The organism is Enterobacter sp. ECC_219_Taxon_10 (assembly GCF_058354905.1).
On sequence record NZ_CM178005.1, the window covers coordinates 4,895,436 to 4,911,072 of the forward strand.

Annotated in this window: 15 protein-coding genes; 12 read left to right on the top strand and 3 right to left on the bottom strand. The window is 53.9% G+C overall.

Annotation, left to right across the window (positions count from 1 at the left end):
* Entirely contained in the window at nucleotides 1-420 is a 420-nt protein-coding gene (gene rbsD, locus AC4ICF_RS23225; protein WP_116343673.1) for a D-ribose pyranase, read from the bottom strand.
* 281 nt (nucleotides 421-701) lie between these two features.
* The gene (gene kup, locus AC4ICF_RS23230; protein WP_163329960.1) at nucleotides 702-2,570 is read right to left on the bottom strand and encodes a low affinity potassium transporter Kup; all 1,869 of its coding nucleotides are present in this window, start codon (nucleotides 2,568-2,570) and stop codon (nucleotides 702-704) included.
* A gap of 221 nt (nucleotides 2,571-2,791) precedes the next feature.
* Between kup and ravA the strand changes: the two genes are divergently transcribed.
* Nucleotides 2,792-4,288 carry an ATPase RavA gene (ravA, locus tag AC4ICF_RS23235; protein ID WP_116343671.1) on the top strand — a complete coding sequence of 499 codons (1,497 nt, stop codon included), beginning with the start codon at nucleotides 2,792-2,794 and terminating at the stop codon, nucleotides 4,286-4,288.
* Nucleotides 4,282-5,733 carry an ATPase RavA stimulator ViaA gene (gene viaA / locus AC4ICF_RS23240; protein WP_316380810.1) on the top strand — a complete coding sequence of 484 codons (1,452 nt, stop codon included), beginning with the start codon at nucleotides 4,282-4,284 and terminating at the stop codon, nucleotides 5,731-5,733. Before ravA ends, viaA begins: the two co-directional genes overlap by 7 nt.
* On the opposite strand, the gene asnA is transcribed toward viaA, so the two are convergent.
* Complete coding sequence (asnA, locus tag AC4ICF_RS23245; protein WP_116343669.1) at nucleotides 5,734-6,726, bottom strand: aspartate--ammonia ligase; 993 nt, start codon at nucleotides 6,724-6,726, stop codon at nucleotides 5,734-5,736. It lies immediately after the preceding gene.
* Between the two features lie 151 nt (nucleotides 6,727-6,877).
* Between asnA and asnC the strand changes: the two genes are divergently transcribed.
* The 10 genes from asnC to atpA all read left to right on the top strand — a co-directional run bounded on the left by asnC (nucleotide 6,878) and on the right by atpA (nucleotide 15,602).
* On the top strand, nucleotides 6,878-7,336 hold the full coding sequence (gene asnC, locus AC4ICF_RS23250) for a transcriptional regulator AsnC (protein WP_008500198.1): 459 nt from the start codon (nucleotides 6,878-6,880) through the stop codon (nucleotides 7,334-7,336).
* Between the two features lie 90 nt (nucleotides 7,337-7,426).
* Nucleotides 7,427-7,876, top strand: a complete 450-nt coding sequence (mioC, locus tag AC4ICF_RS23255; RefSeq protein ID WP_116343668.1) for an FMN-binding protein MioC — start codon at nucleotides 7,427-7,429, stop codon at nucleotides 7,874-7,876.
* A 374-nt stretch (nucleotides 7,877-8,250) separates the two neighbouring features.
* Nucleotides 8,251-10,140 (top strand): tRNA uridine-5-carboxymethylaminomethyl(34) synthesis enzyme MnmG, encoded by a 1,890-nt coding sequence (gene mnmG / locus AC4ICF_RS23260; RefSeq protein ID WP_032644275.1) that lies wholly within the window; start codon nucleotides 8,251-8,253, stop codon nucleotides 10,138-10,140.
* Nucleotides 10,141-10,247: 107 nt separating this feature from the next.
* A complete protein-coding gene (gene rsmG / locus AC4ICF_RS23265; protein WP_316380845.1) occupies nucleotides 10,248-10,871 on the top strand; it encodes a 16S rRNA (guanine(527)-N(7))-methyltransferase RsmG in 624 nt (207 codons plus the stop codon).
* 616 nt (nucleotides 10,872-11,487) lie between these two features.
* Nucleotides 11,488-11,868 carry a F0F1 ATP synthase subunit I gene (gene atpI / locus AC4ICF_RS23270; RefSeq protein ID WP_008500194.1) on the top strand — a complete coding sequence of 127 codons (381 nt, stop codon included), beginning with the start codon at nucleotides 11,488-11,490 and terminating at the stop codon, nucleotides 11,866-11,868.
* A gap of 8 nt (nucleotides 11,869-11,876) precedes the next feature.
* Nucleotides 11,877-12,692 carry a F0F1 ATP synthase subunit A gene (gene atpB / locus AC4ICF_RS23275; protein WP_014881883.1) on the top strand — a complete coding sequence of 272 codons (816 nt, stop codon included), beginning with the start codon at nucleotides 11,877-11,879 and terminating at the stop codon, nucleotides 12,690-12,692.
* A gap of 49 nt (nucleotides 12,693-12,741) precedes the next feature.
* Entirely contained in the window at nucleotides 12,742-12,981 is a 240-nt protein-coding gene (atpE, locus tag AC4ICF_RS23280) for a F0F1 ATP synthase subunit C (RefSeq protein ID WP_000429386.1), read from the top strand.
* Nucleotides 12,982-13,029: 48 nt separating this feature from the next.
* Complete coding sequence (gene atpF, locus AC4ICF_RS23285) at nucleotides 13,030-13,500, top strand: F0F1 ATP synthase subunit B (protein WP_003862370.1); 471 nt, start codon at nucleotides 13,030-13,032, stop codon at nucleotides 13,498-13,500.
* Between the two features lie 14 nt (nucleotides 13,501-13,514).
* Entirely contained in the window at nucleotides 13,515-14,048 is a 534-nt protein-coding gene (gene atpH, locus AC4ICF_RS23290) for a F0F1 ATP synthase subunit delta (protein ID WP_003862369.1), read from the top strand.
* Nucleotides 14,049-14,060: 12 nt separating this feature from the next.
* Entirely contained in the window at nucleotides 14,061-15,602 is a 1,542-nt protein-coding gene (gene atpA / locus AC4ICF_RS23295; RefSeq protein ID WP_006808751.1) for a F0F1 ATP synthase subunit alpha, read from the top strand.
* Nucleotides 15,603-15,637 lie beyond the last annotated feature (35 nt).

Here is a 15,637-nt window from a genome sequence, read left to right on the forward strand (position 1 = left end):
TCAGAAGGTAACGCCAGCACAGAGAATAATATTCGCATACGGGGAACACTCCCCGCTGCGAATCACCGCCTGACTGTCTGCGGTTTGTTGTTTGAACTGCTCGTGCGTTGTGTAACGAATTTCTATGGTGTTTCCCTGGTGTTGTTGCAGTTGCTCAATGTGGCTGAGCAACGTTTCGTGGAGTTGCGGATTATGTTGTTTGATTTCCGCCGCGAGAATGACCGCCTCAACCTGCATCTCCGTCGTCACGACTTCCAGTACCTGCATAAACGAGGGAACACCCTGCGTTAACGCCATATCAATACGGGTTGTGCTGCGCGGAACCGGTAAGCCTGCGTCGCAAACCACCAGCGTATCGGTATGCCCAAGACGGGAAATAACCGATGAGATTTCTGAGTTGAGAACCGTGCCTTTCTTCATTTTCTTGCTCCACTAGCGAAACGTTTCGCTAAAAAGAGTGTAGACGCAAGAGTGTTCAGAAAACCACCATGACGTAACGGAATTGTGATCAACGTCGAAACGTTTCGCTAAGTGAAATGTAGTGGAGGTAAATGCAAAACGGTAACCCCAGGGTTACCGTTTTTTATGTTTGCGCCCTCTTCCTCAAAGGAGAGGGGGTCGTCCATGCAAACATTATTTTGTGGGGATCCCTCAGCCCTGTGGGAGAAGGTCGGGCTGAGGGCATCAGGCCGCACAAAGACTTAAATCTCGACCTGCGTTCCCAGCTCAATCACGCGGTTAGGCGGGATCTCAAACTGGTCAGGCGCGCGCAGGGCGTTACGCTGCAGGATCAGGTACAGCTTGCCGCGCAGGCGCAGATACCACGGGCGCTTGCCGATGATCAGCGACTCGTGCGACATAAAGAACGACGTTTCCATCATCCGACAGCTCAACCCTTCCAGACCGCAGCGGTGGAACACCTCTTCCACGTTAGGCGTTTCGCGCCAGCCGTAGCTTGCCACCACGCGCCAGAAGGTCGGGGACAGCTGCTCAATCTGAACGCGACGCACGTTGTGAACGTACGGCGCATCTTCTGTACGTAGCGTCAGCAGGATCACGCGCTCGTGCAGAACCTTGTTGTGCTTGAGGTTATGCATTAGCGCGAACGGGATTACATTCAGGGCACGAGACATATAAACCGCGGTGCCCGGCACGCGAACCGGCGGTGATTTCTCCAGCGATGCGATCATCGCCTCAAGAGAATTGCCGTGCTCGTGCATGCGACGCAGCAGACGGAAGCGCTCGCTCTTCCACGTGGTCATGACAATGAACATCACCAGGCCCAGCGTCAGCGGCAGCCAGCCGCCGGAAACAATCTTGTCGAGGTTGGCAGAGAACAGCGGCACGTCGATACACAGGAAGCCCACCAGAATCATTGCTACAAGGAATTTATTCCAGTGCCAGTTTCGGTACGCCACCGTGGTGGAGAGAAGCGACGTCAGCACCATAGTACCTGTGACCGCAATACCGTAGGCCGCGGCCAGGTTACTGGAGTGCTCGAAGCTGACAATCACAATCACAACAGCAAAATAGAGCAGCCAGTTAACGAACGGGATGTAGATCTGGCCCGACTCCATTTCTGAAGTATGGATGATGCGCATTGGCGAGAGATAGCCCAGACGAACGGCCTGACGGGTCAAAGAGAACACCCCGGAAATCACCGCCTGAGAGGCAATAACGGTCGCCAGCGTGGCCAGAATGAGCATCGGCACCAGCGCCCAGTCAGGCGCCAGCAGGAAGAACGGGTTCTTAATCGCTTCCGGGTTCTTAAGCAGCAGCGCGCCCTGACCGAAGTAGTTCAGCACCAGCGAAGGGAGCACCACAATAAACCATGCCACGCGGATCGGCAGTTTTCCGAAGTGCCCCATGTCAGCATACAGCGCTTCCACACCGGTGATGGAGAGCACGACCGCCCCCAGCGCCACGAAGGAAACCACTTTGTATTCCAGGAAGAAATGCACCGCCCAGTAAGGGTTTAGCGCATGCAGCACGTCCGGATTCGCGATAATGCTGCGTAAGCCGAGCGCCGCCAGAATCAGGAACCAGGCCAGCATAATCGGCGCAAACAGTTTGCCCACCAGCCCGGTACCGTGTTTCTGGATCATGAACAGCAGCGTCAGGACAATAATGGCCAGCGGAACCACCCATGAATCGAGCTGTGGCGCGATAATTTCCAGCCCCTCTATCGCCGAGAGCACTGAGATAGCCGGTGTTATCACCACTTCCCCATAGAAGAAGCTACCGCCAATCAGGCCGATAATCACCAGCACGGACGTCATTCTGGCCGAGGTATTGCGACCAGCAAGAGACATCAGGGTCAGGATCCCGCCTTCGCCCGCGTTATCTGCACGCATAACGAAGGAGAGATATTTAACGGAAACGACCAGGATCAGCAGCCAGAAGATGAGGGACAGGAAGCCAAACACGGCATCGCGCTCAACACCAAAGCCAAACTGGCCGGACAAACATTCACGAAGCGTATAAAGCGGGCTGGTGCCAATATCACCGTAGACAACCCCGATCGCCGCAAGCGTAATTGCGGGTAATGATTGCTTATTATCAGTGCTCATAGACTAGTCTTTTCGTTTAAATAACAAATGTGTTCCTGTCCCTTGGTCCACAAAAAGCGCACAGTATGCACGATTCATTGCAAAATCGTACCCCTAAATGCAACCGCATTAATGTAGCGCAAAGAAAATTGCGCCGCACTTCAGCCTATTACCAGCCCTGACTGAAACGTCTATACTCGCTTCAATTGGCCGCCACAACGGCGAAAGGATGCAAAACTATTATGGCTCACTCACATTTATTAGCAGAAAGAATTTCCCGCCTCAGCAGCGCGCTGGAGAAAGGCCTTTACGAGCGTAGCCACGCCATTCGCCTTTGCCTGCTGGCGGCGCTGAGCGGTGAAAGCGTGTTTCTGCTGGGTCCGCCGGGCATTGCTAAAAGTTTGATTGCACGCCGCCTGAAGTTCGCTTTTCAGAACGCCCGTGCATTTGAATATTTGATGACGCGCTTCTCCACCCCCGAAGAAGTTTTCGGCCCGCTTTCTATTCAGGCACTGAAGGACGAGGGGCGCTATGAGCGTCTGACGGCGGGCTATCTTCCGGAAGCGGAAATCGTCTTTCTCGATGAGATCTGGAAAGCCGGCCCGGCCATTCTGAACACCCTGCTGACGGCAATTAACGAACGTCGTTTCCGCAACGGGGCCAGTGAAGAGAAAATCCCCATGCGCCTGCTGGTGGCCGCGTCAAACGAACTTCCCGAAGCAGACAGCAGCCTGGAAGCGCTGTATGACCGTATGCTGATCCGCCTGTGGCTGGATAAAGTACAGGATAAATCAAACTTCCGCTCCATGCTGGTGAGCCAGCAGGATGAGAACGAAAACCCGGTGGCTGCGTCACTGCAGGTGACGGACGAGGAGTACCATCAGTGGCAGGAAGAGATCGGCAAAATAAAACTGCCCGATGCCGTTTTTGAGCTGATCTTCATGCTGCGCCAGCAGCTTGATTTACTGCCTTCCGCCCCGTATGTCTCTGACCGTCGCTGGAAAAAAGCGATCCGTCTCCTCCAGGCCAGCGCGCTGTTCAGTGGTCGCGACGCGGTCGCCCCTATCGATCTGATCCTGCTAAAAGACTGCCTCTGGCACGACGCAGAAGGCATGAACCTGATGCAGCAGCAGCTGGACGTTTTGATGACCGGACACGCCTGGGGGCAGCAGGCGATGCTCAACCAACTGGGGGCGATTGCCCAACGGCGCTTACAGCTCCAGCAGCAGCAAAGCGATAAAACCGCGCTTAAAGTGAATCGCCTGGGGGGCATGTTCGCCCGCAAACCGCATTACGAGCTACCCGCCGATCTGACCGGCACGACGCTGACATTGCTGCTCCAGCAGCCGCTCAAGCTGCATGATATGCAGGTAGTGCACATTACGATTGAGCGCGAGCCGCTGGCGCAGTGGCTGGATAAGGGCGGAGAGATCCGCGGTAAGCTCAACGGCATCGGTTTCGCGCAGCCGCTGAATATGGAAGTGGACAGCAGTCAGCACCTGGTGATCCGCGACGTGAGCCTTCAGGGATCGCGTCTTGCGCTTCCCGGCACCGCCTCTGACAGCGTGCCGGAAGAGATCAAACAGCAGCTGGAAGCGCTGGATACCGAATGGCACCAGCAGCACACCCGCTTCAGCGAGCAGCAAAAATGCCTCTTTATTCATAGCGACTGGTTAGGCCGCATTGAAGCCAGCCTGCAGGACGTCAGCGCGCAGATCAAACAGGCACGGCAATGCTAACGCTGGACACGCTCAACGTCATGCTGGCGGTCAGCGAGGAAGGGTTAATTGAGGAGGTGGTGATAACACTTCTGGCGTCCCCACAGCTGGCGGCGTTTTTTGAAAAATTCCCGAAGCTCAAAAAAGCAATGACGGACGATCTCCCGCGCTGGCGCGATAACCTGCGTCAGCGGTTTAAGGAGACGGAAGTCCCGCCAGAACTGACGGAGGAAGTCGCAGCCTATCAGCAGTGCCAGCGGCTATCGACGCCGCAGTTTATCGTCCAGATCCCGCAAACCCTGGCGCTGCTCGATAAAGTCCATTCTCCGTTTGCCAGCCAGGCCAGAACGCTGGTCACGGAAAACGCCACCATTACCCCGGCGCTGCACACGCTATTTTTACAGCGCTGGCGCCTGAGCCTGGTCGTCCAGGCCACCTCGCTGAACCAACAGCTGCTGGATGAAGAGCGCGAGCAGCTGCTCAGTGAAGTCCAGGAACGTATGACCCTGAGCGGTCAGCTCGAAGAGGTGCTGGTAGAAAATGAAAACGCCGCCGGTCGCCTCTGGGACATGAGCGCTGGGCAGCTGCGGCGCGGGGATTATCAGCAGATCGTGAAGTACGGCGACTTTTTAACCCAGCAGCCGGAGCTGATGAAACTCGCGGAACAGCTGGGTCGGTCCAGGGAGGCAAAGTCTGTCCCAAAGAAGGATGCCCCGATGGAAACCTTCCGCACCCTGGTACGCGAACCGGCCACCGTGCCGGAACAGGTCGACGGACTTCAGCAAAGCGACGACATCCTGCGCCTGCTGCCCACGGAGCTAAGCACGCTGGGAATGACCGAACTGGAGTATGAGTTTTACCGTCGGCTGGTGGAAAAACAGCTTCTCACCTATCGACTGCACGGCGAAGCCTGGCGCGAGAAGCTAAGCCAGCGCCCTGTCGTTCATCAGGATTTTGATGAACAGCCGCGCGGGCCGTTTATTGTTTGCGTGGATACGTCCGGCTCAATGGGCGGTTTTAACGAGCAGTGTGCGAAGGCGTTCTGTCTGGCGCTGATGCGCGTGGCGCTCGCCGATCGCCGTCGCTGCTTTATCATGCTCTTCTCCAGCGAAGTCGTGGGCTATGAGCTGACGAACCAGCAGGGCATCGAGCAGGCCATCCGCTTTTTAAGCCAGCGTTTTCGCGGCGGCACCGATCTGGCCAGCTGTTTTCGAAGCATTGTGGAGCGTATGCAGGGCGGCGACTGGTACGACGCTGACGCAGTAGTGATTTCAGATTTTATTGCCCAGCGGCTGCCGGATGATGTGGTAAATAAAGTGAAGGAGCTGCAGCGGGTGCATCAGCACCGTTTTCATGCGGTGGCGATGTCCGCCCATGGAAAGCCCGGCATCATGCGCATCTTCGATCATATCTGGCGCTTTGATACCGGGTTGCGGAGCCGCCTGCTCAGACGCTGGCGACGTTAATTAAAGAAGAGAACCGACGCTTTCACGAACCTGCTGCGGCCAGACTCCACACTGCACCTGACCGATATGGGACAGCTGCAGCAGCAGCATGGTCAGACGGGACTGGCCGATACCGCCGCCAATCGTCTGAGGCATTTCGCCGCGCAGCAGCGCCTGGTGCCACTCGAGTTTGAGACGATCTTCATCACCGGTCACCGCCAGCTGGCGCTTCAGCGCGTCAGCATCCACGCGGATCCCCATAGAAGAGAGCTCAAACGCATCTTCCAGAACCGGGTTCCAGACCAGAATATCGCCGTTCAGACCGGCATATTCGCTTTCGGCCACGGTGCTCCAGTCATCATAATCCGGCGCACGAACGTCGTGACGCTTGCCATCAGACAGTTTACCGCCGATGCCAATCAGAAATACCGCGCCCAGCTCTTTGGCGATCGCCCGCTCGCGGCCTTTGGCATCCAGATCCGGAAAACGGCTCAGCAGTTCCTGGCTGTGGACAAAGTGGATCGTTTCCGGCAGGAACGGTGCCAGACCAAACTCTTTGCTCACGGCCGCTTCGGTCGCTTTGATCCCGGCGTAGATCGCCTCAACGGTCGATTTCAGCGTGCCGACGTGGCGTTCACCATCTCCCATTACGCGCTCCCAGTCCCACTGGTCAACGTAGACAGAGTGAATCGGGGAGAGACGGTCTTCATCGGGGCGAAGAGCTTTCATGTGCGTGTAAAGCCCTTCGCCCGCGCTGAAGTCGTGTTGTCCCAGGGTTTGACGCTTCCACTTCGCCAGTGAATGAACCACTTCGAACTGTGCGTCAGGCAATGTTTTCACTTTCACCTGTACCGCTTTTTCGCATCCAGACAGGTTATCCTGCGTCCCGTCACCCACGCGGCTCAGAATTGGCGCCTGAACTTCAATAAGACCAAGCTTCTCTTCCAGCTGGCGGGAAAAATGGGATTTTACGAAACTGATCTGGCGTTGTTTTGCGATGTAAGCGGTTTTCATTATTTATACTCCTGCGTCCTGTTGGTAATGATTAAGCAACAGAACCGGTACTTAATTCAATAACTCATCAACAAAAAGCCGCCTTCACTTTTGATTCGTTAAAATATGACGCTAGAATAGAGGTATTCATTAATCTTCATAAGAAAAAGCTATGGAAAATTATCAGATCGACAATCTGGACCGCGGCATTCTGGAGGCCTTAATGGCCAATGCCCGTACAGCCTACGCCGAACTGGCAAAACAGTTTGGCGTCAGCCCGGGAACCATTCACGTTCGCGTAGAGAAAATGAAGCAGGCAGGGATCATTACCGGCGCGCGCATTGACGTCAGCCCGAAGCAGCTGGGTTACGACGTCTGCTGCTTCATCGGCATTATTCTTAAAAGCGCAAAAGACTACCCCTCCGCGCTGGCGAAGCTTAACGCGCTCGATGAAGTCACCGAGGCGTACTACACCACCGGGCACTACAGCATCTTTATAAAGGTGATGTGCCGATCCATCGATGCTCTCCAGCAGGTACTTATCAACAAGATCCAAACAATCGATGAAATTCAGTCCACCGAGACACTGATCTCCCTGCAAAACCCGATCATGCGTACCATCCGCCCGTGATCGGGCAAATTCATTCCCACATTTTCCACAGGTAGATCCCAGCTCGTTCACAGCGTACAATGATCCCCTCTTTATCTGAGCGAGCGATCAATGGCGGACATTACCCTTATCAGCGGCAGCACCCTTGGCGGTGCGGAATATGTAGCGGAACACCTGGCTGAGAAGCTGGAAGATGCGGGCTTTTCCACGGAAACCCTGCATGGGCCGCTGCTTGAAGATCTCCCGAATGACGGGGTCTGGCTGCTGATCACCTCCACGCACGGCGCGGGCGATCTGCCGGATAACCTGCAACCTTTATATGACGAACTGCTTGAACAGCAGCCCGACCTGTCAAACGTCCGTTTTGGCGCGGTGGGGATCGGCAGTCGTGAATATGACACCTTCTGCGGGGCAATAGAGAAAGTCGAAGCCGCTGTTACCTCTTGTGGGGCAAAACAGCTGGGTGAAACGCTCAAGATCAACATCCTCGATCATGACATTCCGGAGGATCCGGCCGAGATCTGGCTCGCGGAATGGAAAAATTTACTCAAAAACGATTAAAGATCGCGCGAACAGATGTGGATAACTCTGGTTAAAAGCTCGTATTAACCCGTAGTTATCCAAATAACAACCGTGGCTTAGTTTTTAGCCTGTGTATAAACTCGCGATCTGATCCCAGCTTATACGGTCCAGGATCACCGATCATTCACAGCAAACGATCCTTCCTAACTGCATGATCTTATTTGCGGGATCGGACTTATCCACATGGGTCCGCGATCCTAATAAGAGATCACAATAGAACAGATCTCTAAATAAAAAGATCTTCTTTTTAATAGCCCAGGATCCCAATGCTTTCTCGAAAGACTAAAGTTGAGTAGAATCCACGGCCCGGGCTTCAATCCATTTTCATACCGCTTTACGCGAGGCAGACCACCATGTTTTATCAGGATCCTTTTGACGTCATCATCATTGGCGGGGGTCACGCAGGCACTGAGGCCGCAATGGCCGCAGCGCGTATGGGTCAGCAGACCCTGCTTTTGACACACAATATCGACACGCTGGGACAGATGTCCTGTAATCCGGCGATTGGCGGCATTGGGAAAGGACACCTGGTAAAAGAAGTGGATGCACTTGGCGGCCTGATGGCGAAAGCGATCGATCGGGCTGGCATCCAGTTTAGGATACTAAACGCAAGTAAAGGCCCCGCTGTTCGTGCCACCCGTGCACAGGCAGACCGCGTGCTTTACCGTCAGGCCGTACGCACCGCACTGGAGAACCAGCCGAACCTGATGATCTTCCAGCAGGCGGTAGAAGATCTTATCGTTGAAAACGATCGCGTTGTGGGCGCCGTGACCCAGATGGGCCTCAAGTTCCGTGCTAAAGCCGTAGTGCTGACAGTCGGGACATTCCTGGACGGCAAAATTCATATCGGTCTGGATAACTACAGCGGTGGCCGTGCCGGCGATCCGCCGTCTATTCCACTGTCTCGTCGTCTGCGTGAGCTGCCGCTGCGCGTTAGCCGCCTGAAAACCGGTACGCCGCCGCGTATTGATGCGCGGACCATTGATTTCAGCGTGCTGGCGCAACAGCACGGTGATAACCCGATGCCGGTCTTCTCGTTCATGGGCAACGCGGCGCAGCATCCGCAGCAGGTACCGTGCTACATCACGCATACCAACGAGAAAACCCACGACGTGATCCGCAATAACCTCGATCGCAGCCCCATGTACGCTGGCGTGATCGAAGGGATAGGCCCACGCTACTGCCCGTCGATCGAAGACAAAGTGATGCGCTTTGCCGATCGTAACCAGCACCAGATCTTCCTGGAGCCGGAAGGGCTGACCTCAAACGAAATTTACCCGAACGGCATCTCCACCAGCCTGCCGTTCGACGTGCAGATGCAGATTGTTCGCTCAATGCAGGGGATGGAGAATGCGAAAATCGTTCGCCCTGGCTACGCTATTGAGTACGATTTCTTCGACCCGCGTGACCTGAAGCCGACGCTGGAGAGCAAATTCATCCACGGTCTGTTCTTCGCGGGCCAGATTAACGGCACCACCGGCTACGAAGAAGCCGCAGCGCAGGGTTTGCTGGCCGGTCTGAATGCCGCTCGCTTCTCTGCCGAGAAAGAGGGATGGGCGCCGGCGCGTTCTCAGGCCTATCTGGGCGTGCTGGTTGACGATCTCTGCACCCTGGGCACCAAAGAACCGTACCGTATGTTTACCTCTCGCGCGGAATATCGTCTGATGCTGCGCGAGGACAACGCCGACCTGCGTCTGACCGAGATGGGCCGCGAGCTGGGTCTGGTGGATGACGAACGCTGGGCGCGCTTCAACGAGAAGCTGGAGCGCATTGAACAGGAACGCCAGCGCCTGAAAACCACGTGGGTAAATCCGCAGGCGGAAACTGCTGCCGAAGTGAACGCTCACTTAACTGCGCCACTCTCGCGGGAAGCCAGCGGCGAAGATCTGCTGCGTCGTCCGGAAGTGACCTATGAGAATCTGGTGAAACTCACCGCGTTCGCCCCGGGTCTTGAAGACGCGGAAGCCGCTGAACAGGTCGAAATACAGGTGAAGTACGAAGGTTACATCGCGCGTCAGCAGGATGAGATCGAAAAACAGCAGCGCAACGAAAACACGCTGCTTCCGGAAATGCTGGACTACCGTCAGGTGACGGGCCTGTCCAACGAAGTGATCGCTAAGCTGAACGATCACAAACCGGTATCGATTGGCCAGGCTTCACGGATCTCCGGCGTCACGCCTGCCGCGATTTCGATTCTGCTGGTGTGGCTGAAAAAGCAGGGTATGTTGCGCCGCAGCGCGTAATTGCAGTCGTTTTGGCGGGTGGCGCTTTGCTTACCCGCCCAACATCGTTCGTAGGCCCGGTAAGCGTTAGCGCCACCGGGCAAATTGTTTCTAAACAGGTATTCACCGTGCTCAATAAACTCTCTCGTCTGCTGGATCAGGCAGGTATTTCGCTCACCGATCACCAGAAAAACCAGCTGGTGGCGTATGTCGATACGCTGAACAAATGGAATAAAGCGTACAACCTGACGTCTGTTCGCGACCCCAACGAGATGCTGGTACGCCATATTCTCGACAGCATCGTGGTCGCGCCGTATCTGAAAGGTGAGCGTTTTATCGACGTGGGGACGGGGCCTGGTTTACCGGGCGTTCCGCTGTCGATTGTCCGACCTGAGAGCCATTTCACGCTGCTGGACAGCCTGGGCAAGCGCGTGCGCTTTTTACGTCAGGTCCAGCATGAACTTAAGCTGGATAACATCACGCCCGTACAGAGCAGGGTAGAGGAGTTCCCGGCGGAGCCGCCGTTTGACGGTGTTATCAGCCGCGCGTTTGCTTCGCTCAATGACATGGTGAGCTGGTGTAAGCATCTGCCGGCAGTCGATGGCCGTTTTTATGCGCTTAAAGGACAGCTGCCCGGTGATGAAATTGAACAGCTTCCGGACGGTTTTAGCGTTGAAACCATCGAGAAATTAAACGTTCCTCAGCTCGATGGTGAACGTCATCTGGTGATAATTAAGCCAAACAATTTTTAAAAAATTAATAAAAAATGTGGAATTTGTGCTGTTCTGAGCATGTTAAAAAACAGCACAACTACCCGGGATTTATCAGAGAGCGTTTAACCACTTTTTTACTATGGGTTTTCTTGCAGTTAACCTCGCGCTGATTATTCATCGTGAAGATAGTCAACTATGAAAATATCAGCCTGCTAAAAGTGGAAGACTGTAACCAGAACACAATGTTAAATATTTATTAAGAATGTCAATAAAAGGTTTTTATTGTGTACGGGGCTGTTTTGAAAATAGTTGCGATATTTTATCTTTAATTTCAGAAAGATAATTCTGGGCGAATTACGGCTTTGATAAATACAACCTTATCGCAAATGTGTGTTTTGTGATCTCGTGCACGCTTTGTAGTCAACGTTTTCGCGCTGTTTGCAGTTTTGCTCGAAGGTCGATGCTTTCTACGAAAGTTAAAAAATAGCGGTGGGGAAAAATATTTAAACATTTATTCACCTTTTCGCTACTTAATGTTTGAAATCACGGGTACGCACCGTATAATTTGTCCGCTTTTTGATGCTTGACTCTGAGCCTTAAAGGACGTTTTATACGACACGCGGCATACCTCGAAGGGAGCAGGAGTAAAAACGTGATGTCTGTGTCGCTCTTGAGTAGAAACGTTGCTCGTAAGCTTCTGTTCATTCAGTTTCTGGCTGTGATAGCAAGTGGACTGCTGTTTAGCCTCAAAGACCCCTTCTGGGGCATCTCCGCCGTGTGCGGGGGTTTGGCGGTCGTGCTGCCAAACGTGTTGTTTATGATTTTTGCCTGGCGTCATCAGGCGCATACACCCGCCAAAGGCCGCGTGGCCTGGTCCTTCGCCCTCGGCGAAGTGTGTAAGGTGTTGCTGACCTTTGCTCTACTGGTGATGGCGCTGGCGGTTTTGAAAGTGGTATTCATGCCGCTGATAGCAACGTGGGTTTTGGTGCTGGTGGTACAAGTTCTGGCTCCAGCTGTAATCAATAACAAAGGGTAAAAGGCATCATGGCTTCAGAAAATATGACGCCGCAGGATTACATAGGTCACCATCTGAATAACCTTCAGCTGGACCTGCGTACATTCTCGCTGGTGGATCCACATAACCCCCCGGCCACCTTCTGGACGATCAACATCGACTCCATGTTCTTCTCGGTGGTTTTGGGTCTTCTGTTCCTGGCCATGTTCCGCAGCGTTGCTAAAAAAGCGACCAGCGGTGTTCCAGGGAAATTCCAGACGTTCGTTGAGATGATCATCGGCTTCGTCCATGGCAGCGTGAAAGATATGTACCATGGTAAGAGCAAGCTGATTGCTCCGCTGGCCCTGACCGTGTTCGTTTGGGTCTTCCTGATGAACCTGATGGACCTGCTGCCAATTGACCTGCTGCCGTTCATCGGCGAGCACATCTTCGGCCTGCCTGCGCTGCGTGTGGTACCGTCCGCGGACGTGAACATCACCCTGTCGATGGCGCTGGGCGTGTTTATCCTGATTCTTTTCTACAGCATCAAAATGAAAGGCGTAAGCGGCTTTGTGAAAGAGCTTACCTTGCAGCCGTTCAACCACTGGGCGTTTATTCCGGTCAACCTGATCCTGGAAGGCGTTAGCCTGCTGTCCAAACCTGTTTCACTGGGTCTGCGACTGTTCGGCAACATGTATGCGGGTGAGCTGATTTTCATTCTGATCGCGGGTCTTCTGCCGTGGTGGTCACAGTGGATTCTTAATGTGCCGTGGGCCATTTTCCACATCCTGATCATTACGCTGCAAGCCTTTATCTTCATGGTTCTGACGATCGTCTATCTGTCGATGGCGTCTGAAGAGCACTGATTTTTTACCAACACTACTACGTTTTAATTGAAACAAACTGGAGACTGTCATGGAAAACCTGAATATGGATCTGCTGTACATGGCTGCCGCTGTGATGATGGGTCTGGCGGCTATCGGTGCTGCGATCGGTATCGGCATCCTCGGAGGTAAATTCCTGGAAGGCGCAGCGCGTCAACCTGATCTGATTCCTCTGCTGCGTACTCAGTTCTTTATCGTTATGGGTCTGGTGGATGCAATCCCAATGATCGCTGTAGGTCTGGGTCTGTACGTGATGTTTGCTGTCGCGTAGTAGTTGTTTTAAAACCCCAAGCCACAGAAATTTAAGAGGTATTGTGCTGTGAACATGAACGCAACAATCCTCGGCCAGGCCATCGCGTTTATTCTCTTTGTCTGGTTCTGCATGAAGTATGTATGGCCGCCTTTAATGGCTGCCATCGAAAAACGTCAGAAAGAAATTGCTGACGGTCTGGCTTCCGCAGAACGCGCTAAGAAAGATTTGGACCTTGCACAGGCCAACGCGACAGACCAGCTGAAAAAAGCGAAAGCTGAAGCTCAGGTAATCATTGAACAGGCTAACAAACGCCGTTCTCAGATCCTGGACGAAGCCAAAGCTGAAGCAGAACAGGAACGTACTAAGATCGTGACACAGGCTCAGGCTGAAATTGAAGCTGAGCGTAAACGTGCTCGTGAAGAACTGCGTAAGCAGGTTGCGATTCTGGCTGTTGCTGGCGCCGAGAAGATCATCGAACGTTCCGTGGATGAAGCTGCTAACAGCGACATCGTGGACAAACTTGTCGCTGAACTGTAAGGAGGGAGGGGCTGATGTCTGAATTTGTTACGGTAGCTCGCCCCTACGCCAAAGCAGCTTTTGACTTTGCTGTCGAACACCAAAATGTCGATCGCTGGCAGAATATGCTGGCGTTTGCCGCTGAGGTGACGAAAAACGAACAAATGGCCGAGTTGCTTTCCGGTGCGTTAGCACCTGAAACCCTCGCCGCGTCGTTTATCGCCGTGTGCGGAGAGCAACTGGATGCCAACGGCCAGAACCTGATTAAGGTGATGGCAGAAAATGGTCGTCTCCGTGTGCTCCCGGATGTTCTCGAGCAGTTTGAGCACTTACGTGCCCTTAGTGAAGCTACTGCAGAAGTCGAAGTGACTTCCGCGACTGAACTGAGTGACGAACAGCTTGCGAAAATTACCGCCGCGATGGAAAAACGTCTGTCACGCAAAGTTAAGCTGAATTGCAAAATCGATAAGTCTGTAATGGCAGGCGTAATCATCCGCTCGGGTGATATGGTCATTGATGGCAGCGTACGCGGCCGTCTTGAGCGCCTTGCAGACGTCTTGCAGTCTTAAGGGGACTGGAGCATGCAACTGAATTCCACCGAAATCAGCGAACTGATCAAGCAGCGCATTGCTCAGTTCAGTGTTGTGAGTGAAGCTCACAACGAAGGTACTATTGTTTCTGTAAGTGACGGTGTTATCCGCATCCACGGCCTGGCCGATTGTATGCAGGGTGAGATGATTTCCCTGCCGGGTAACCGTTACGCTATCGCACTGAACCTGGAGCGCGACTCCGTAGGTGCAGTTGTGATGGGTCCATACGCTGACCTCGCCGAAGGCATGAAGGTTAAGTGTACTGGCCGTATTCTGGAAGTGCCGGTTGGCCGTGGCCTGCTGGGTCGCGTTGTTAACACCCTGGGTGCGCCAATCGACGGTAAAGGTCCGGTTGAGCACGATGGCTTCTCCCCAATCGAAGTTATCGCACCGGGCGTTATCGACCGTCAGTCCGTTGATCAGCCAGTGCAGACTGGTTATAAGTCCGTTGACGCCATGATCCCAATCGGTCGTGGTCAGCGTGAACTGATCATCGGTGACCGTCAGACCGGTAAAACCGCGATGGCAATCGACGCCATTATCAACCAGCGTGACTCCGGCATCAAATGTGTGTACGTGGCTATCGGCCAGAAAGCGTCCACCATTTCTAACGTGGTTCGTAAACTGGAAGAGCACGGCGCGCTGTCTAACACCATCGTTGTTGTGGCTACCGCTTCTGAATCTGCTGCACTGCAATACCTGGCGCCATACGCTGGTTGCGCAATGGGCGAATACTTCCGTGACCGCGGTGAAGATGCGCTGATCGTATACGATGACCTGTCTAAACAGGCTGTTGCTTATCGTCAGGTTTCCCTGCTGCTCCGTCGTCCACCAGGACGTGAAGCATTCCCGGGCGACGTATTCTACCTCCACTCTCGTCTGCTGGAGCGTGCTTCCCGCGTTAACGCGGAATACGTCGAGAACTTCACCAAAGGTGAAGTGAAGGGTAAAACAGGTTCTCTGACCGCTCTGCCGATCATTGAAACCCAGGCGGGTGACGTTTCTGCGTTCGTTCCGACCAACGTAATCTCCATTACCGATGGTCAGATCTTCCTGGAAACCAACCTGTTTAACTCCGGTATTCGTCCGGCGGTTAACCCGGGTATCTCCGTATCCCGTGTGGGTGGTGCTGCTCAGACCAAGATCATCAAGAAACTGTCCGGTGGTATCCGTACCGCGCTGGCACAGTATCGTGAACTGGCTGCGTTCTCTCAGTTCGCATCCGATCTGGACGAAGCAACCCGTAAACAGCTGAGCCACGGTCAGAAAGTGACCGAGCTGCTGAAGCAGAAACAGTACGCTCCAATGTCTGTTGCTCAGCAGGGCTTGGTACTGTTCGCGGCTGAACGCGGTTACCTCGAAGATGTGGAACTGGCGAAAATCGGTAGCTTCGAAGCCGCTCTGCTGGCTTACGTCGACCGTGATCACGCTCCGCTGATGCAAGAGATCAACCAGACCGGTGGCTATAACGACGAAATCGAAGGCAAGCTGAAAGCTATCCTCGATTCCTTCAAAGCAACCCAATCCTGGTAATCGTCCGGCGGCTTGTCTCAGGGCAAGCCGCCTGG